Origin of the sequence: Flavobacterium sp. LM5 (assembly GCF_002017945.1) — a bacterium.
Classification (GTDB): domain Bacteria; phylum Bacteroidota; class Bacteroidia; order Flavobacteriales; family Flavobacteriaceae; genus Flavobacterium; species Flavobacterium succinicans.
Genome location: NZ_MUFX01000004.1, coordinates 76,796 through 96,252, shown reverse-complemented (window position 1 = coordinate 96,252; position 19,457 = coordinate 76,796). Strand labels below are relative to the sequence as shown.

Annotated in this window: 16 protein-coding genes; 10 read left to right on the top strand and 6 right to left on the bottom strand. The window is 34.4% G+C overall.

Annotated elements, in window-relative coordinates; all coding sequences use genetic code 11:
• Positions 1 to 24: 24 nt before the first annotated feature.
• A complete protein-coding gene (locus tag BXU11_RS12645; protein WP_078212783.1) occupies positions 25 to 3,210 on the bottom strand; it encodes a glycosyl hydrolase in 3,186 nt (1,061 codons plus the stop codon).
• 160 nt (positions 3,211 to 3,370) lie between these two features.
• Between BXU11_RS12645 and BXU11_RS12640 the strand changes: the two genes are divergently transcribed.
• Positions 3,371 to 3,913: a hypothetical protein gene (locus BXU11_RS12640; protein WP_078212782.1), complete on the top strand. Its 543-nt coding sequence runs from the start codon at positions 3,371 to 3,373 to the stop codon at positions 3,911 to 3,913.
• Positions 3,914 to 3,953: 40 nt separating this feature from the next.
• The gene (locus BXU11_RS12635) at positions 3,954 to 4,466 is read left to right on the top strand and encodes a GNAT family N-acetyltransferase (protein ID WP_078212781.1); all 513 of its coding nucleotides are present in this window, start codon (positions 3,954 to 3,956) and stop codon (positions 4,464 to 4,466) included.
• 29 nt (positions 4,467 to 4,495) lie between these two features.
• Here the strand turns inward: BXU11_RS12635 and BXU11_RS12630 are convergent, their stop codons facing one another.
• The gene (locus tag BXU11_RS12630; protein WP_189318531.1) at positions 4,496 to 6,292 is read right to left on the bottom strand and encodes an adenylate/guanylate cyclase domain-containing protein; all 1,797 of its coding nucleotides are present in this window, start codon (positions 6,290 to 6,292) and stop codon (positions 4,496 to 4,498) included.
• Positions 6,293 to 6,389: 97 nt separating this feature from the next.
• Entirely contained in the window at positions 6,390 to 6,938 is a 549-nt protein-coding gene (locus BXU11_RS12625; protein ID WP_078212779.1) for a hypothetical protein, read from the bottom strand.
• 255 nt (positions 6,939 to 7,193) lie between these two features.
• Between BXU11_RS12625 and BXU11_RS12620 the strand changes: the two genes are divergently transcribed.
• From BXU11_RS12620 to BXU11_RS12595, 5 genes are all read left to right on the top strand, one after another.
• Entirely contained in the window at positions 7,194 to 8,081 is an 888-nt protein-coding gene (locus BXU11_RS12620; RefSeq protein WP_024982125.1) for a YitT family protein, read from the top strand.
• A gap of 346 nt (positions 8,082 to 8,427) precedes the next feature.
• Positions 8,428 to 9,870, top strand: coding sequence for a M20/M25/M40 family metallo-hydrolase (locus tag BXU11_RS12610; RefSeq protein ID WP_078212777.1), 1,443 nt, complete (start codon positions 8,428 to 8,430; stop codon positions 9,868 to 9,870).
• Between the two features lie 119 nt (positions 9,871 to 9,989).
• Entirely contained in the window at positions 9,990 to 11,072 is a 1,083-nt protein-coding gene (gene gcvT, locus BXU11_RS12605; protein WP_078212776.1) for a glycine cleavage system aminomethyltransferase GcvT, read from the top strand.
• Positions 11,073 to 11,078: 6 nt separating this feature from the next.
• Positions 11,079 to 13,106 carry a S41 family peptidase gene (locus BXU11_RS12600; protein WP_078212775.1) on the top strand — a complete coding sequence of 676 codons (2,028 nt, stop codon included), beginning with the start codon at positions 11,079 to 11,081 and terminating at the stop codon, positions 13,104 to 13,106.
• 94 nt (positions 13,107 to 13,200) lie between these two features.
• Entirely contained in the window at positions 13,201 to 13,911 is a 711-nt protein-coding gene (locus tag BXU11_RS12595) for a YebC/PmpR family DNA-binding transcriptional regulator (protein WP_024982129.1), read from the top strand.
• 144 nt (positions 13,912 to 14,055) lie between these two features.
• Here BXU11_RS12595 and BXU11_RS12590 read toward each other — a convergent pair whose 3' ends face one another.
• Positions 14,056 to 14,619, bottom strand: a complete 564-nt coding sequence (locus BXU11_RS12590) for a hypothetical protein (protein WP_223253733.1) — start codon at positions 14,617 to 14,619, stop codon at positions 14,056 to 14,058.
• A 78-nt stretch (positions 14,620 to 14,697) separates the two neighbouring features.
• Positions 14,698 to 15,525 carry a dihydropteroate synthase gene (gene folP, locus BXU11_RS12585; protein WP_078212773.1) on the bottom strand — a complete coding sequence of 276 codons (828 nt, stop codon included), beginning with the start codon at positions 15,523 to 15,525 and terminating at the stop codon, positions 14,698 to 14,700.
• 87 nt (positions 15,526 to 15,612) lie between these two features.
• On the opposite strand from folP, the gene BXU11_RS12580 reads away from it, so the two are divergent.
• On the top strand, positions 15,613 to 16,161 hold the full coding sequence (locus tag BXU11_RS12580) for a DUF1599 domain-containing protein (protein ID WP_078212772.1): 549 nt from the start codon (positions 15,613 to 15,615) through the stop codon (positions 16,159 to 16,161).
• A 64-nt stretch (positions 16,162 to 16,225) separates the two neighbouring features.
• Here the strand turns inward: BXU11_RS12580 and rho are convergent, their stop codons facing one another.
• Positions 16,226 to 18,067 carry a transcription termination factor Rho gene (rho, locus tag BXU11_RS12575; RefSeq protein WP_078212771.1) on the bottom strand — a complete coding sequence of 614 codons (1,842 nt, stop codon included), beginning with the start codon at positions 18,065 to 18,067 and terminating at the stop codon, positions 16,226 to 16,228.
• 184 nt (positions 18,068 to 18,251) lie between these two features.
• Here rho and BXU11_RS12570 point away from each other — a divergent pair, with 184 nt between their 5' ends.
• Positions 18,252 to 18,665, top strand: coding sequence for a DUF4293 family protein (locus BXU11_RS12570; RefSeq protein WP_078212770.1), 414 nt, complete (start codon positions 18,252 to 18,254; stop codon positions 18,663 to 18,665).
• 129 nt (positions 18,666 to 18,794) lie between these two features.
• The gene (locus BXU11_RS12565) at positions 18,795 to 19,454 is read left to right on the top strand and encodes a response regulator transcription factor (protein WP_024982135.1); all 660 of its coding nucleotides are present in this window, start codon (positions 18,795 to 18,797) and stop codon (positions 19,452 to 19,454) included.
• Positions 19,455 to 19,457 lie beyond the last annotated feature (3 nt).

Sequence of the window (19,457 nt, the reverse complement as noted above, 5' to 3'; positions counted from 1 at the left end):
CCTTCTTTGATAAAGTGCTCTGGTTTATTTGATCCAAATACCCCCTACTCCTGCTTCCCATAATTTTTTATTCAAAGCTGGAATGTCTTGATTCAAAATTTGAAAGCCTTCGGCTTGCATTTTTATCCATTTGTTATCATACTCCAACTTTAAATCCCTTACAGGCTGAGTAATTTTAGGCAAGGTACTTTCGGATTGATTGATCAAATACAAATAATCGGCATTGAATTTATTTGGAAAATTTTCTACATCGTCATACGCTTTTGATTTGCGTTGCACCATTGACTCGTCCCAAGTTTTCATTTTCTGCACTAACTTTTGTGCTTCCTCCAAAACGGTAATTTGCTGTGGACTGTTCATCAATTGTGCAATCAGTGTACTGATTTGTTGTTGTTTTATATATATACCATTAATCATGCTTTGCATTTCGTTAAAACGCTGTTCTAGATCCATCTTTAACGTATGATAAGCCGTGTAATCGCTCTCTTTTGTGTCGAATAAGGGATTAGGTAAAACAGTAGCTTGCGCACTTTTTTCTTGATTAGCCACTTTAAGGGTAATAGTGTAGGTTCCAGGCGCTACTTTATGTCCGTCGTAACTTCCTTCAATATAAACATTAGGAATACCTAATAAAGAAGTATGACGCATATCCCAAACGATACGGTTCAATCCCTTGTTTTTACTCAGTAACACGGCAGCACTTGGACCACCATCATAGCTTTTAAGTTCAGGATTGACTTTAGAACTGTATGTTCTTACTATTGTACCAGCATTATCCATTATTTGTAGTGTAACCACCTCACTTTCTTTTAGTTCTGGCAATTGATAATACACAACAACTCCCGAAGCAGGATTAACGCCTTTTGAAACTCCCATTCCCGTAAATTCAGCATCTGTTACATCCAATTCGCTCCCGCTTGTAGTAATGAATGTTGGATTAGGAGCAAATAATTTAATTGTTTCGGTAATCGACTTGCTATCTTTAGACTCCTTAGCCAATTCACGAATCAAATTCAAATCATCTAGGATCCAGAAACCACGACCTGAGGTTGCCGCGATCAAATTGTTTTGATGTACTTTTAAATCAGTTATAGGAGTTAAAGGCAAGTTCACTTGAAACGATTGCCAATTATTACCGCCATCAAAAGAGACAAACACCCCTAATTCTGTCCCAGCATATAACAAGTTTTTCACCGTATCATCTTCTCGGATCACTCTTGTAAAGGCATTGGCAGGAATACCATTGTTGATTTTTTTCCAAGTTTTTCCGTAATCTGTAGTCTTATATAATCCAGGTGTATGGTCATTAAATTTATAACGCGTAGTAGCAATATAAGCTGTAGCTTTATCAAAAGGAGATACTTCAATGGCATTGATTAAGCACTCCGTCAAATTGGCTGGAGTAACATTTTTCCATGTCTTTCCACCATCTTTAGTCAAATGCACCAAACCATCGTCACTACCAGTATACATTACACCTTTTTCGAGGGATGATTCTTCGATATAAGCCAATGTCCCATAATTCTCGGCTCCTACTGCCTCATTGGTAAATGGCACACCCGGTTTGCCTTGCTTGCTTTTATCATTTCGAGTCAAATCAGGAGAGGTTTCGGTCCAACTTTGTCCCATGTTATCAGTACGTAAGACCAATTGTGACCCATGAAAATAGGTGTCTGGTTCGTGTTTACTGCGTATAATTGGCGCATTCCAATTGAAACGGTATTTCATATCTTTGGCATCGCGACCAAGATATAAAATTGGGGCTGCCATAACATTCGTACTGGTTTTGGTTTGAGTATCTAATACTTCGATGGTTCCTTGATAACTTCCACCAAAAACAAATCTAGGATTGGCTGGATCAAATGCTAAAAAGGCACTTTCTCCTCCTGCCGAAACGCTCCAATCTTTTTCAGAAATACCGTATCCGCTAAGATTTCGGCTCGCAATTTTTACAGAAGTATTATCTTGTTGCCCTGCATAAATATTATACGGAAACTGGTTGTCGACCGCAATACGATAAAACTGCCCTGTAGCATAAATATCTTGGCTACTCCATGATTTTCCTTTATTAAAAGTTATGGCTGCTCCGCCATCATCGGCAATAATCATATTGTTCGAATTTTTGGGATTGATCCATAAATTATGGTAATCGCCATGTGTTTTCGAAATGTTTTCCCAAGTTTTACCTCCATCAGTCGAACGCATCGCTGGGGCGCTCATTACATAAATGGTATCTTCATGATTAGGGTCAATGAACAATTCAATGTAATACCAAGAACGTTGAATAAGTCGATGGTCCGTTGTGACTTGTGACCAAGATTTTCCAGCATCATTAGATATATACAAGCCACCAGCTTCTTTTTCCCAATCACTTTCGATCAAAGCATATACTTTATCTGGATTAGTGGGAGATACGGCAATAGCCATTTTTCCCATTTCCTTAGGAAGACCTTCTTGCATAAGAGTCCAAGTAACACCACTGTCCACTGACTTGTACAAACCACTACCTGCACCACCACTGGTGACTTGCCAAGGCTTGCGACCATGTTCCCACATCGCCGCATATAAAATTCTAGAATTTGTAGCATCCATCGATAATTCGACAGCACCAGTTTGGTCATTTTTGTATAATACTTTTTCCCATGTTAGACCTCCATTGGTAGTTTTGTATATCCCTCTATCTTGCGACTTGCTGTAAAGCGCTCCTTGAGCCGCAACATAAACAATATCTGAATTTTTAGGATCTATACAAATGCGAGAAATATGTTGAGTAGTCTCTAGTCCAAGATGTTTCCAAGTTCTACCGGCATCGGTACTTTTATAGATACCATCGCCATGATGCGTCATTACCCCACGAACTGCATGTTCTCCCATTCCAACATAAATCACATTAGGATCACTTTCCGCAACTGTAATAGCACCAACAGAGCTCGTTTTAAAAAAACCGTCCGAAATTGGATGCCAACTCACTCCCATGTCTTGTGTTTTCCACAAACCACCGCCAGTCGTCCCCATGTAATACGTTAATGGATCGGATGTTACTCCTGTAGCGGTTACCGATCGTCCGCCCCTAAAAGGACCTATAGATCGCCATTTGGACACTTTAAGTTGTGCATTTAAATCTGCTGGCTTAGAAGAGATATTCTTCTGAGCGAACAACGTACTACTAATGGAAGCCAATAGTAGTACTAAAAACAGTTTTTTGGTCATAATATAAGGTTATAGCTTTGGTTCAAAAATATGTAATGTTTCTGTAGTAGTCTACTTTATACGGTAAAAAAAACATTTTTTCTAAACAATAATATTAAAAGGGAGCACTATAATCCATAACTAAAAATCATATATTTGAATTTTCTAAACGGATCGAATCATGAAAACTGCTTTTTATTTTTACCTTACATTATTGACGAGCTTAGTTCTTTTTTCTTGTAAAAAAGAAGAAGAAAATACTGTAACAGATCAACGAAGCAATGTTGTTCCTTTTACTCAAATGGCTACAACAACTGCTCCTTCTACACCCACCAATCCTGCTAATACATCTGCATATGTGGAAAAGTCAGACCAAAAAGAAAGTGTGATGTATCAATACAAATATACCGTTGTTAAAAATCCAAATGCTACTACAACTACCACTGTTACACCAGCAGGGATGAATCCTCCGCATGGTCAACCGAAGCACCGTTGTGACATTCCTGTTGGAGCACCTTTAAATTCTCCAAAACCAAAAAATGTCACCACACCTAATACTACTGTAGTTAGTACTCCAACCTCAACCAATACAACTAATGCAGTACCCTCTTTACTAGCTGCACCAACCGAAGGAACACCTACTCCCGAAGGTATGAATCCACCTCACGGTCAAGCCAAACATCGATGCGACATTGCTGTTGGTGCTCCATTACCAAAAGAGTAGTGTAGCAGAATCTCATTAAAAAAAATAAACTTTATCAGTTATGATTACTCCCGCTACAACGGCAGACGCTATTGAATTATCTGCACTAATTAACTCTGCTTACCGTGGAGAAAGTTCAAAGAAAGGTTGGACCACAGAAGCAGATTTATTAGACGGTAGCAGAACTTCCGAAGCGGAATTGCACACAATCATTACGTCGCCAGATCATTACATGCTTAAATTTACACGCAATCAAAGAATAATTGGAAGCGTTTTGCTTATTGCTAAAAAAGAGGTACTGTATTTAGGGATGCTGACCGTTTCACCCGAACTTCAAAACGGTGGATTGGGAAAACAATTATTAAAAGCCGCGGAGGAAAAAGCAAAACATTTACATTTGAACACTATTCAAATGACTGTTATCGGCCTTCGAAAAGAGCTTTTAGCTTGGTACATTCGAAATGGTTATAAGGACACTGGTAAAACAGAGCCCTTTCCATTTAGCAATAAAGATAAAGCACTAACAGCGGAATCTTTAGATTTTATAGTCTTAGAAAAGAAGATTACGCACTAAACCAATTTATTATTTAAAACTAAGAGAATTTATATGGTCTGTTTTATAAAATACATATTCATTCTACCTCTGTTTTTTACCACGATATTGCCACGATATTCACATGCGAAACGATCTTTGACCAACTCAAAAGTCGCTTCTGAAATATTGATTTTACCAGTTTCGGAGTTGGATTCCATTCTAGAAGCCGTATTTACAGTATCTCCCCAAATATCATAGGCAAATTTCTTTGTTCCAACTACACCTGCTACAACTGGCCCGGTGCTGATTCCAATCCGAATATCAAAACGAACATGGGACACGTCTCTTTCGGTTTTGGCCAAGGCTACACAATGAATAATCTCCTGAGCAGCTAGTATCATTTTGTAAGCATGATCGTTAGTTTCAAAAGGCAAGCCACCTGCACACATATAGGCGTCGCCAATCGTTTTAATCTTTTCTAAATCGTATTTTTCAATAATGGCATCAAATTTTGAGAAGTAATAATCAACACTTTCTACTAATTTTTCTGGAGATAAATTTTCAGCATATGCCGTAAATCCAACAAAATCTGTAAATAGAACTGACACTGAATCAAATTTTTTAGCCCTCACACTTCCAGATTGTTTCAATTCTGCCGCTGTTTCTTCAGGCAAAATATTCAATAATAATGCATTAGATCTATTTTTTTCTGATTCGATAATAGCATTGGTTTTTTTGATGAATTGATACCTCCTAAATAAACCCACTACTAAAAGACTAATTAAAATAATTGCAACAACTGTAGCATAGATCACATTTTGCTGCTTCTTAGCTAAAAGTTTCTGAATTTCTGATTCTTTCTCCAGTATGTTTACTTCCGCTTGTTTTTTTGAAACCTCAAAATTGGTTCTTAAATCGGCTAAATCTTGTACCATTTTCACATTGCTAACACTATCTTTATAGGCTACATATTTTTTGAAATACGATAAAGATAGGTTGCTTTTGTGTGTAGATTCATAGATTTTGGACAATTGTAAACTCGAAGTGCTAATTTGGTCTTTATAACCGTTTTTAACAGCCAATAGATAACTTCGTTTAGCTGCACTAAGGGCTTTACTCCAATTATTCTGCTTACTATAAATATCAGACAAATGGATCAAATATTCAGAAATCCCATAAAAATCTTCGATAGATTCTAAGGATTGTATGGCTTGTTTTAAATTGTTTTCAGCTTCTTTATTTTTTCCTTGTTTGAAATAAATCACACCCATATTACCCAAAGTATAGGCAATACCACTGGTATATCCCGATTTTTCAAAATACGTACCCGACTCAGAAAAATACTCTAAAGCTTGTACTAATTGATTGTTTTTTAAATATTCATCCCCAAGATTGGATAGCGCTGACGCTAACTTCAATGGTTCATTTGATTTTCGTAAAATTGCTATTGCTTTTTCATAATATGAATAGGCCTTTTTCGTGTCTTTCATTACCGAAAAAACATTAGCCATTGCCATATAAGTTACGCCTTCTCCAACTAAATTTTTTGAATTTTGAGCAATTTTTATTGCCAACAAAAAATCGCTCAACGCTTCTTGAAGGTTTCCTTTCAACTTGAGTTTGTTACCCCTAAGATAATAACCTCTAAACAAATACAGGTCATTCTTTGACTTTCTTGATAACACAATTAATTCATTAGTATATCTAATTGCTAATGTCAAATCGTTAAGTTCATTGAATGCTAAATTGCGAAGTAATTCTAGTTGTACAGCTGTCGTATTACCTCCTTTTTTGTAAATAATAGTCAGACTGTCTGCTACTTTTTGGTCTTGCGCCTGTAGCTTAGTGCCTACTGCAAGAAGCATAACGAAGCACATCACGCAACATTTAATAAAAAAATTGGATATAGTATTCAATACAAAAGTTTGTTTAAAAATTAGAGATTGATATCTAATTTCGGAGTTACTCAGAACTAGGATTGATATCCAATTTAGGCATAACGTTTAGAGTGGGATTAATGTCCAACTTCGGCATAACGCTAGCAGCATTAGGATTAATTTCGACTTTAGGATCAATGATATACGATTTAGATGCTTCTTTGTAATGTATCGAAAAATGGATCTTGTAGACGTTTTGCTTTCCTATTAAACTTTCACGATCTTTTACCGTTGCCACTACATTGCCCGATGTACCTCCTTTTCCAATTAACATTAAATCATCGGAATCGTCATTACCAAAACACATTTCAAAATCATCATTCGTAGCATCTAAATCATAAACAATCTTATCTATAGCTATAGAATACCACTTATCATTGGTTACACCTTCCCACTCTACTTCTTGACTCAAGTATATGTTAGATAAAAAATCTTGAATTTTTCCAGTCTCTGAGAGTCCATCGTTATCATCTGATAAATAACAACGTTCATGTATATCATCCTGAGTAGGATGGGACATTTGAAACAATCGGCTAGCTTCTACATTCAGCTGAATTTTAACTCTTTTACCCATGATGCATTGATTTTTAAAATTTTATTATAAGTTTTTCCCAGAACGATACTTTACACGATACAAATAATTGATTTACAAGCAAATAAACAGGGGGTAATCAAAGATACAGTTTTAATAAATAGGTTTTTAGATGAATTTAAAAAAAGTTATTTGGCGTAAAAATTTAAATTTTTTCTCCAAATAAAAAAAAATAAATAATTGAATATGAGGTATTTAAAAGATTATAACTAATTTTATAGATCAAAGCAACCAAAAATGAAACAAAAACCCAATACGATAGACTGGAAAGAAATTTTTCAACCCAAGAACATTGTGCTTAATCTCATAGGAGTTGCCTTTATTCTATTAGCCTTAAAAGGGTTTATGATTCCTAATCGTTTTTTGGATGGCGGTGTTATTGGAATTTCTATCTTAATTCATGAAATTACACATTGGCCCTTTAGTATTTTAGTTTTAGTTTTCAATATTCCTTTTATCTTTTTGGGGCATAAATTGTTGGGATTGACTTTTGCCATTCAAAGCTTAATTACTTTTATTTTAATCGCTGTTGGCTATACTTTTTTTCATATTGAGGCTGTAACTTCTGACAAATTACTGATTGCTTTATTTGGGGGATGTCTAATTGGGGTTGGTATGGGTTTGTGCATTCGTAGTGGATCAGTTGCAGATGGTATTGAAATCGTAGCCTTATTAACTACACGAAAAATTGGTTTGAATGTTTCGGAAGTTATTTTTGCCTTGAATACGCTACTTTTTTTAGCCGCAGCTTGGTCTTTTGGTATTTCGACGGCACTTTATTCAATAGTGACCTATTTTTCGGCCGTAAAAGCATTAGATTATATTTCCCATGGAGTGGAACAATATACAGCTTTGCACATTATTTCAGCAAAAAGCGAAGAAATGAAACAATTAGTAGTTCAAAAATTAGGAAAAGGCATAACCGTAATCAAAGGAGAAAGAGGTTATCTTCCTGAAAGTTTTCATGTAAAAACACCCTGCGATATCATTGTAACAATAGTCACCCGATTAGAATTACTCCGCATCAAAGACGAAATAAAACTGGTCGATCCACATGCTTTTACCTACATTCAATTCATCAAAGAAGCAAGTGGAGGCATTCTTCGTCTGAGAAGAAGCCACTAATTCTCATAAAATGGGTTGCCAAAAACAAGTTCTATTTTATTTTTTTAACCAAATTAAAGTCAATTAATTGATTTTTTTTACTGGACCTGCCAACTCATTACTTGTTGAGACTATTACAAGTGCCAAAATATTTCGTATTAAATCCTCAAGACAAAAGACGATTATTACCAACAATTTATCCAAACAAGATGTTTTGATGTTTTATCATACAGTTTTAGTTTTTAAGAATCTACAAACTATTAGCTGTCAAAAAAAAGGCTACTCACAATAACCTGTTTAACATTTTATTAACTATATTAGCTTTTTACATTGGCAACTTTTCTTTACCTAAAATCTAGAAAAAAAAATGAAATTCTTTTACTATTTCTTTCTCTTATTATTCACTTTTTCTGTACAAGCTCAATTTCTAAGAAAGAAGAAAAAAAAAACGCTACCCTACGAAAACATAGTGATAAGCGATTCAGCCACACAACATTTAGTGAAGGCTATTCAATTTGAAACCCTTTCAAAACCAGATTCTCTTTTTTTTTATGCCAAAGAATTTAAAAAGTTTAAAGCTTTTTTAAAAACTAGTTATCCCTTAGTTTTTGCCAATTTAAAAGAAATACCAGTTAATTCCAATTCTATTTTATTAAAATGGGAAGGAAGCAATACGAAGCTAATGCCAAATTTATTTATGGCTCATCAAGATGTGGTACCTGCCAAACAGCAAAATAGTAAATGGCAGTTTCCACCATTTGGGGGCGAAATTAAAGATGGTTACATTTATGGGCGCGGCACACTTGATGACAAATCTTCATTAATTGCAATATTCGAGGCAACCGAATACGCCTTAAAAAACAAATACCAACCCTTACGAACAACCTACTTTGCTTTTGGTGATGATGAAGAAGCTGACGGAAATGGCGCTAAAGAGATTGCTGAATATTTTATTAAAAACAAAATTGAATTTGAATTAATTTTAGATGAAGGTCCTGGAGTTGGTTTGGATATTATTCCTGAGATCAGCAAGCCAATATCATTTATTGGCATAGCCGAAAAGGGATATGCAACGGCAGAAATAACAGTAGATCAAGAAAGTGGACATTCCTCTATGCCTTCAAAACATACCGCTATCGGAATATTGAGTCAAGCGGTTGCCAATATTGAAAACAAACCTTTCAAGGCGCATTACCATGGTTTAGCAAAAAAATTATTTGACGAAATAGCCTCAGAAATGAGTTTTACACAAAGAATTGTATTTAAAAACAGTTGGCTATTTAGTGGATTAATAAAAAAAGAGTTGTCTAAAAAATATTCAACCAATGCTTTTATAAGGACAACGGCTGCAACGACCATTTTCACTTCAGGACAATCCGAAAATGTATTGCCACACAAGGCCTCAGCAACAATTAATTTTAGATTAATCCCAGGTGATTCTGTACAAGATATCGTTCCTTATTTAAACAGAGTTATTAAAAATCCAAAAGTTAAGGTAGCTTTAAAAGGCAATACTTATAATGCTTCGCCAATTGCCAAAAAAAAATCTATAGGATATAAAGCCCTTTCAAAAACTAGTTTAGAGTTGTTTCCAGAAGCAATTGTAGCGCCAATTTTAGTTATTGGATCTACTGATTCAAGACATTTTAACCGTACTTGTAAAAATATTTTAAGATATATTCCTCTTCGATTTACCAATGCCGATTTAGAAAAAGTACATGGTTTTGATGAAAATATTGAAATAGAAAATTATCATAATATGATTCGGTTTTACATAAGATTTTTTCATAATCTCAACGAGTTTCCATAAAATCATCATTTTGTTAAAAAACACACGCTACAACCGCAAAAGAATATCGTGTTAGTATTCTTTGTTACACAAAATAAATTGAATAAATTAGCGCCACTAAATTTTATACCAAAATAAAAATGAAAAACACAGCGCTTACGCATATACACGAGAATTTAGGAGCCAAAATGCTTCCATTTGCAGGATACAATATGCCCATTCTTTATGAAGGAGTGAATATTGAACATGAAACCGTACGTAACGCAGTAGGCGTTTTTGATGTTTCTCACATGGGAGAATTTTTTCTTTCGGGTCCTAATGCTTTAGCTTTGATTCAAAAAGTGACTTCAAACGATGCTTCCACTTTAACTATCGGAAAAGCACAATATTCTTGCCTACCCAATAATGAGGGAGGAATTGTAGATGATTTGATCATTTACAAAATGGAAGAAGAAAAATACCTTTTGGTAGTCAATGCTTCCAATATTGAAAAAGATTGGAATTGGATTAGCTCTCATAACGATTTAGGCGTTGTTATGGAAAATCATTCAGATGATTATTCATTATTGGCCATTCAAGGACCAAAAGCTGTTGAAGCCATGCAAACACTTGCTTCAATGGATTTATCTTCTATAAACTACTATCATTTTGCAGTAACAGACTTTGCAGGATTTTCTGATGTCATTGTTTCTGCAACAGGATACACCGGTTCAGGTGGTTTCGAAATTTATTGTAAAAACGACCAAGTTGAAGCGATTTGGAACCAAGTTTTTGAGGCTGGAGCCGCCTATGGTATTAAACCTATCGGATTAGCTGCAAGAGACACCTTACGTCTAGAAATGGGATTTTGTTTGTACGGTAATGACATCAACGACACTACTTCACCTTTAGAAGCTGGTTTAGGATGGATTACCAAATTCACCAAAGACTTTACAAATGCTGAAAATTTAAAAAAACAAAAAGAATCAGGTGTAACCAAAAAACTAATTGCTTTTGAAATGCAAGAGCGCGCGGTACCGAGACACGATTACGAAATTGTTGATGGTACAGGAGCCGTGATCGGTATTGTAACGTCAGGCACCATGTCACCGTCTATGAACAAAGGGATTGGTCTTGGGTATGTTACTACCAACAATAGCGCTGTTGATAGCGATATCTTTATTCGAATTAGAAAGAATGACGTACCTGCCAAAGTGGTCAAACTTCCTTTTTATAAAAAATAATCAATTATGAAAAAAATTTTACTGGGGTTTCTAGTAATGAGCGCCCCTATTTTTGCTCAAAGTAATGACACTTCATGTAAAATTCTTTCCAAAATTAATGCGTTAGTTCAAAAAGAACACGTGCAACCTAAACCGATAGATGATAGTCTATCGGTTTTTATTTTTGATCAATTAATCAATCAACTGGACCCTGCAAGAAACATTTTTTTTAAATCTGAATATGATTCCTTAGCACAAAATTACAGATTAGAGTTAGACAATTTAATGCTAAAGAACGAGTGCCAATTCATCTCAACTTTTACAAAAACATATCAAAAAGCATTACAAAGAAACTTAGTTCTTTTAAAACGATTGGACAATGATACTCTTGATTTTTCGATAAAAGACACCATTCGTTTGTATAAAAAAGCCTTTCCTGTATACATGACTCCGTCAACGATGGAAAAAATTTGGCGAAAAAAAATTCGATACGAAATACTTAATGACATCGCCTACAATAGTAATAACTTAGATTCTATTCAAAGTAATTTTCAAACGATGATTTTTGCACAAAAAAAATTGGTCCTTGAAAATGAAAATTGCAAAATCAATACTCAACTCAAGAATCTCAACACGATGGATCAAAAAATATACGGTCTTTTTTGTACCTATTTTGATCCACATACCAATTATTTTAATGTAAATAACAAATCTAACTTTGTAGCGTCATTATCAAAAGAGCGATTGTCACTTGGCTTTTTAGTAACCTTAAACGAAAAGAATCAAATTCTTATTGAAGAAATTGATTCCAATGGACCTGCTTTCAAAAATGGACTACTCAAAAAAGGAGACCAAATTATAGCCATTTCTAATCAAAAAGAAACATTAAAAGTTACATGTGCCTCCTTAGAGGAAATTGGGACATTAATTGCTTCTGACTCCAATAAAATAGTTACGCTCTGGATCAAACGAAAAGGCGAAAAAACATTTCAGGTTACCCTAGAAAAACAAGTAATTAAGGACGAACAAAACACAGTATATAGTTTCGTAATTGAAGATAAACGTAAAATTGGTTATATCAAAATACCTAGTTTTTATTCTGATTTTGACAACAAAAACAATAGTGGTTGCGCTGAAGATGTTGCCACTGAAATCGTCAAATTACAAAACGACGATATCGAAGGATTAGTCATTGATCTTATCGATAACGGTGGTGGATCTATGGAAGAAGCTATAAAAATGGCTGGCTTATTCATACATCATGGGCCAATAAGTATTGTTGTAGACAACACGAAAAAACAGCAAATTATCCAAGATCCTTATCGTGGTTATTTATATAAAGGGCCTGTTATCATTTTAGTCAATGGAAATAGTGCCTCTGCAAGTGAATTTTTTGCCACTATTTTGCAAGATTACAATAGAGCAATGGTAATTGGTAGTAATACGCAAGGTAAAGCTACCATGCAAACCATTCTACCACTCGAAAATGAACAAGAAGATTTTGTAAAAGTAACCATAAACAAATTTTATAGAATAACAGGCAAAAGTCATCAAGGTATAGGTGTCATTCCTAATGTAAAACTACCGGTTCTTTTTGAAACGGTATTCTCTAAAGAAAGCGATCAACCTAATGCCTTCAAAAATGACATTCTTCCTAATTCGATTAGTTTTACACCTTATGTAAAAAACAAGCTCATTACACAATTAGAAAAAAACAGCGTCAAAAGAACCAACGCTAGTGATTACTTTTCAACCATTATTAGTTTTAACAATAAAATTAATGATTTAGTTAAAAATCCAAAAACAGTGATTCCAATGGAAATTGTTGCTATCGTTAATGATCAGCTAGCTGTTACCAATCTTTGGAAAGAATTAAACGAATACAAAGACGAAAGTGTCCATTTAAATGTCAAAAATTCTAAATTCAATGAATCGCTGTTAAATGTTTATTTTTCAGAAAGACCTAATAACGAAAATCAAATCAAAGCGTTACAACACAATCATTACCTAAATGAAGCCATTGCGATTATCAACGATTATTTGAATCTAAAATAAGGCACTCCATGCCAAACTTCTACTAAAAGAATCTAAAATCAATTTGGTAAAATAAGGAATAACTGTATTTTTGCATTTCAAAAATTGTATAGAAATGGGAAGAGCTTTTGAATTCCGAAAAGGTAGAAAAATGAAACGTTGGTCTGCAATGGCCAAAGCATTTACCAGAATTGGTAAAGATATTGTAATGGCTGTTAAAGAAGGAGGCCCAAATCCTGAGGCTAATTCTCGTTTAAGAGCCGTTATTCAAAATGCCAAAGCGGCTAACATGCCCAAAGACAATGTAGAGCGTGCTATTAAAAAAGCAACTGATAAAGATACAGCTAACTACAAAGAAGTGCTTTTTGAAGGTTATGCACCACACGGTATTGCACTGTTGATTGAAACAGCTACAGATAACAACAATAGAACGGTAGCCAATGTTAGAAGTTATTTTAACAAATGCAATGGCACATTTGGAACACAAGGTTCTGTAGAATTTATGTTCGATCACACTTGTAACTTCAGAATTCCAAAGGAAGGAATTGACGCTGAAGAATTAGAATTAGAATTAATTGATTTTGGTGCCGAAGAAGTTTTTGAAGACGAAGATGGTATTTTGATTTATGCTCCATTTAGTAGTTTTGGAACCATTCAGAAAGAATTGGAAAATAGAAACATGGAAATCTTATCCTCAGGTTTCGAAAGAATTCCACAAATTACCAAAAAATTATCTGAAGCTGAAATGGCCGATGTTGAAAAACTAATTGAAAAACTAGAAGAAGATGACGATGTGATGAATGTTTATCACACTATGGAAGAGTAATTATTTAAACAACTCACCAACTTATGAAAATAAAAAAAACTTCGTTCTACTGAGCGAAGTTTTTTTTTATGCTTATTTGTCTTAAGGTATCAATTCTAGCTTACGCAAACATCGTTAATTCGGCTAGAAAAATAAATAATTCAATTAATAAATATACTCTGTATTGGCTTTATCTAAAAAAAACTGTTTGTAGGCATTCACATTTCGAAGGTAAATTTTATTTTGAATATAGCGCTCAAAACTGCAATCTTTCGAAAAGCAAAACACAATACTTTGACGATTGTTTGCTACAAATTCTTGTAAAACATCTTCGACTTCCTCTCGTTTAACTTCCATACCATCAAATACAATTCGATTATTTTTGTCTATAAAAAAAACACCTTGCTGTTTGGGTTGTTCTAGTTTATAACTAATGGTAGAAAAAGGCATAAACGCTAAGTTTTTATGAATGCTATCAGCATAAGAAAAATAGTTTTGTGATGTTTCATTTTTATGCATACTGCCTTCTTTCTTAGCTTGCATTTTTATTATTTGTGGTAGCACTAAACGCAAAGGTAATCGCTTGTCAATAGTAAAAACCCAATGGGTTGAGCTAATCGTATTGGCGCGATTCAAATCAGCAATTGTATCCTTTTTATCTTTTTTAAAAAAAATATAAACAGGAGAGTGTTCTCCAATTTCAGCTTCGATCGTTACATTAGATTTCACTAACTGAACTTCTTTTTTTCCTTCACAGGACAAAACAAAACAACAAATACAACACAATAAAAAACACCTCATACCTTTTTACTTTACAGTTATTTTTTGACACAATTTGATCACTTCAACCGCCTCATTAACATCGTGAACCCTCAGAATAGCCGCTCCTTTTTGCAAAGCGATTGTATGGAGTACCGTAGTACCATTTAAGGCTTCATCAGGTGAAACACCTAAAGTTTTATAAATCATTGACTTCCTTGAAACACCTGCTAAAACTGGCAAATCCAATATCCTAAAATGGTCTAAATGACTTAAAAGTTCATAATTTTGATCTATCGTTTTTGCAAATCCGAAACCAGGATCCACAATAATATCCGAAATCCCTAAACTTCTAGCAACAGCCACTCGTTCAGAAAAATAGTGAAGCACCTCTTTAGTAACATCCTCGTAAGTGGTTAAAGTAGTCATATTTTGAGGCGTTCCCTTCATATGCATCATGATATAAGGTACTTTGTAATTCGCAACAATTTTAAGCATTAAAGGATCTAACATTCCTGCTGCAATATCATTCACTAAAGCTGCCCCTTGATCCAAACACAATTGCGCCACATCACTTCTAAAGGTATCTATTGACACTATAGCTTCAGGGAAATGTTGTACAATTGCAGTAATTATTGGAAGTACTCTAGCTTTTTCTTCTTGTGAAGTTACAAATGTAGCATCAGGTTTACTAGAATAACCACCAACATCAATAAATGTAGCTCCTTCTTCAAGCATTTTTTCAACACGCTGTAGCACTAACTTTTCGCTAATAAAACGCCCACCATCAAAAAATGAATCAGGAGTAACATTTAAAATCCCCATTACTTTAGGGCTTGATAAATCGATTAATTGTCCATTACAGTTAATTGTCATAGTTTTTGTGATTCTAATAATAACTTGGTATTTGTTTAAAAAATTGTTTTATTTTTGGAGCCAATAGAATACAAATATACACCAATAATGAAGAATACTTCACAGGAATATGATGCGGTTATCGCCATTTGTCGTCAATTATTTAGTAATAAAATGAAAGATTACGGGAGTGCATGGCGTATTTTGCGATTACCATCGTTAACCGATCAAATTTTCATCAAAGCACAACGCATCCGAAGTTTACAAGAAAATGAAGTTCGTAAAGTAGACGAAGATGAAACTGGCGAATTTATCGGGATCATCAATTATTCAATCATGGCATTGATCCAATTAGAATTAGGTGTAGTAGAACAACCTGATTTGGATGTAAGCACAGCAATACATTGGTACGATGAAAAAATCAACACGACCAAAGCTTTGATGGAAGCCAAAAATCATGATTATGGAGAGGCTTGGCGAGAAATGCGTGTGAGTTCACTTACCGATTTAATTCTTCAAAAACTACTCAGAGTAAAACAAATAGAAGACAACAAAGGAAAAACATTAGTCTCTGAAGGCATTGATGCCAATTACCAAGATATGATCAATTATGCGATTTTTGCTCTAATTTTAATGGGCTTTCATCTCAAAAAGTAAATCAATCTAAAACAAAAAAATCCTCAGTTGAGGATTTTTTGTTGTATAATCGGAATCAGAGATTTTAATCATTCATAGATATTAAAAACTCTTCGTTATTTCGTGTTTTCTTAAAACGATCATTGATAAAATCCATCGCTTCAATTGGGTTCATATCCGAAAGGTATTTCCTCATGATCCACATGCGGTGTAAGGTATTTTGATCCAATAACAAATCGTCACGACGTGTACTAGAAGAGGTCAAATCAATTGCAGGGAAGATTCGTTTGTTAGCAATTTTTCGATCCAATTGTAATTCCATATTTCCAGTTCCTTTGAATTCTTCAAAGATAACTTCATCCATTTTAGAACCCGTTTCGGTCAAAGCTGTAGCAATAATACTCAACGAACCGCCGTTTTCTACATTTCTTGCAGCTCCAAAGAAACGTTTTGGCTTTTGCAACGCATTGGCATCAACCCCTCCACTTAACACTTTTCCTGACGCGGGTTGTACTGTATTGTACGCTCTAGCTAAACGTGTAATGGAATCCAAAAGAATCACCACATCATGCCCACATTCTACCAAACGTTTTGCTTTTTCCAAAACGATGTTGGCAATTTTCACATGCTCTTGTGGTTCTCTATCAAAAGTAGAGGCAATAACCTCGCCTCTAACGCTTCGTTGCATATCAGTAACTTCTTCTGGACGCTCATCGATCAATAAAACAATCAAATAAACTTCTGGGTGATTGGCAGCAATTGCATTGGCGATATCTTTCAATAACATGGTTTTACCCGTTTTTGGCTGCGCCACGACCATACCACGTTGACCTTTTCCGATAGGCGAAAACAAATCCATAATTCGAGTAGAGATCGTAGATTGTTTTTCGGCTAATTTAAATTTTTCAGAAGGAAAAACAGGAGTCAAATGTTCAAATGAAACGCGATCTCTTACTACTTGTGGATCGTGACCGTTTATCTTGAGTACGCGTACTAAAGGAAAATATTTTTCGCCTTCTTTTGGAGGACGCACCACTCCTTTTACAGTATCGCCTGTTTTTAAACCAAATAAGCGTATTTGCGAAGTAGACAAATAAATATCATCTGGTGAAGCCAAGTAATTATAATCCGAGGAACGCAAAAAGCCATATCCATCAGGCATCATCTCCAATACACCTTCACTTTCTATAATGCCATCAAATTCAAAATCAGCATCTTTAAAATTGTTCTTCTTATTTTTAAAATTAGGGTTTTGATTTCCTGCTGCATTCCCATTCTGATTAGTATTTGCGTTGGGATTCTGATTAGCATTTGGATTTGAATTCTGATTTTGTTTCTTAAGTTGATTTGGATTAATCTTCTTAATCAGCTGCGGTTTTTCAGGAGCATCTGTTGAGTCAACTGCTACTACCTCTTTCGCATTAGTAGTAATTGTATCTGCATCTCCGTTTGTAGCTGGTTTTTCTAATTTAGCTGCCTCTTTTTCACGCTGAAGCGCCATCTTTTGTTCATATGCAGCCTTATTAAACTTCACTGTTTTGTTAATTTTGGCAACAGGAACTTTACCTTCTTTGGGTTGATCCACTTTCGCTTCTGGTGCTGCGGGCAAAGGATTTTGAACCTCTCTATTCAGGACGTTTTCTTCAATTACTGTCTCCTGAAGAGTTGCTTCGCTACTATTGACAACTAATTTCTCTTTTTTTGACGGAAGAATACGTACTCTTTCTTTCTTATGTTTTTCTACCTCTGCTTTGTCTTGTACCGTTTCTTTAGTAGGTATAGTAGTGACTGCTGCGTTTTGATATTCTAAAATCAAACCTATTAAAGTTTCTTTTTTGACACCATTAAATTTTATTGTTTTTGCTTTTTTAGCAATTTCTTGAAGCTCAGAAAGCTTCAATTCTTTTAATGCAGCAATATCAAACATGAAAGTTTTATTAAATTATTGTAATATGGAATTTTGTGTGAAGAAAAAGAAAGGATTTTTTTCTTGAATCAACCGCAAAATGAAGTGCTTACGGATTTATGATGCAATAATACGAATAAAATTCAATCATACAATAGTATTTCTAAAAAAGAAAATATATTTTTGCGTTAGAATATTACTAACAATGATACAACGCATTCAATCGATCTACTTATTTTTAGCCTTTTTGGCTACCTTGGTTTTGCCCTACATTTTTCCGTTATGGATTACTGCAGATAATAAAGACTATTATTTCATGCAAAACCCAGTTTATGTAGCTCTTCTAGGATTGAGTACTACCCTATCTTTGGTAAGCATTTTTTCATTTAAAAAGAGACAAAATCAATTTGTAATAGGCAGATTGAATATGATATTAAATTTAATTTTATTAGGATTATTTGTATATCGTTCACTAAATTTATCTGGAGAAACCCCATTGGTTTCTGAGAAAGGTATTGGGATGTTTGTACCTGTCTTGGCTATCGTGTTGTTAGTTCTAGCTAACAAAGCCATCAAGAAGGATGAAGATCTTGTAAAATCTGTGGACAGATTGAGATAAACCTATAAACTTAGTTTATTTGTGCGAGGAAAACCCGATTTTTATAAATCGGGTTTTTTTATTTTTGCAGAAAAAATCTTAGATTATCTTTAAAAAAAGAATATATTTGAAAGGTTCAAGATCTATACTATGCAAAATATAAATATTCATTTAGCCGATGATCATCAAATTCTAATTGACGGAATTAGAGCGCTTTTAAACACCATACCTGGCTTTTCTATTGTAGGAACATCCCTGAACGGAACTCACATTTTTGAGGAAGTGACTCAAAACAATACCGATATTCTTGTCCTTGACATCAGCATGCCTGAAAAAGATGGGATACAAGTTTTAAAGGAATTTGCAAAAAAAGGTTTTCCATGCAAGGTCATTATTTTATCCAGCTATGACGATTTAAAAATTGTAAAAGAAGTAATGAAACTTGGAGCTAGTGGCTATCTCACCAAAGAATGCGCCTGCGAGAGCATTATTGACGCCATTAACATAATTCATTCGGGGCAAGAATATTTTTGTAAAAGTGTTCAAAACAAAATTTTCAATACCGCTACCAAAAACAATCCTAAAATAAAACCTTTACCTCTTGGACTCGACGTAACATTAACAGAACGCGAACTTGAGATTATGATTTTAATTTCTTTAGAATACAGTGGCAAAGAAATAAGCGAGCGCTTATACATCAGTACCAATACTGTCGAGACACACCGCAAGAATATTATGAAAAAAATAAAAGCCAAAAACACGATCAGTATTGTGAAATATGCGCTTAAAAATCAACTCATTGAAGCTTAATTT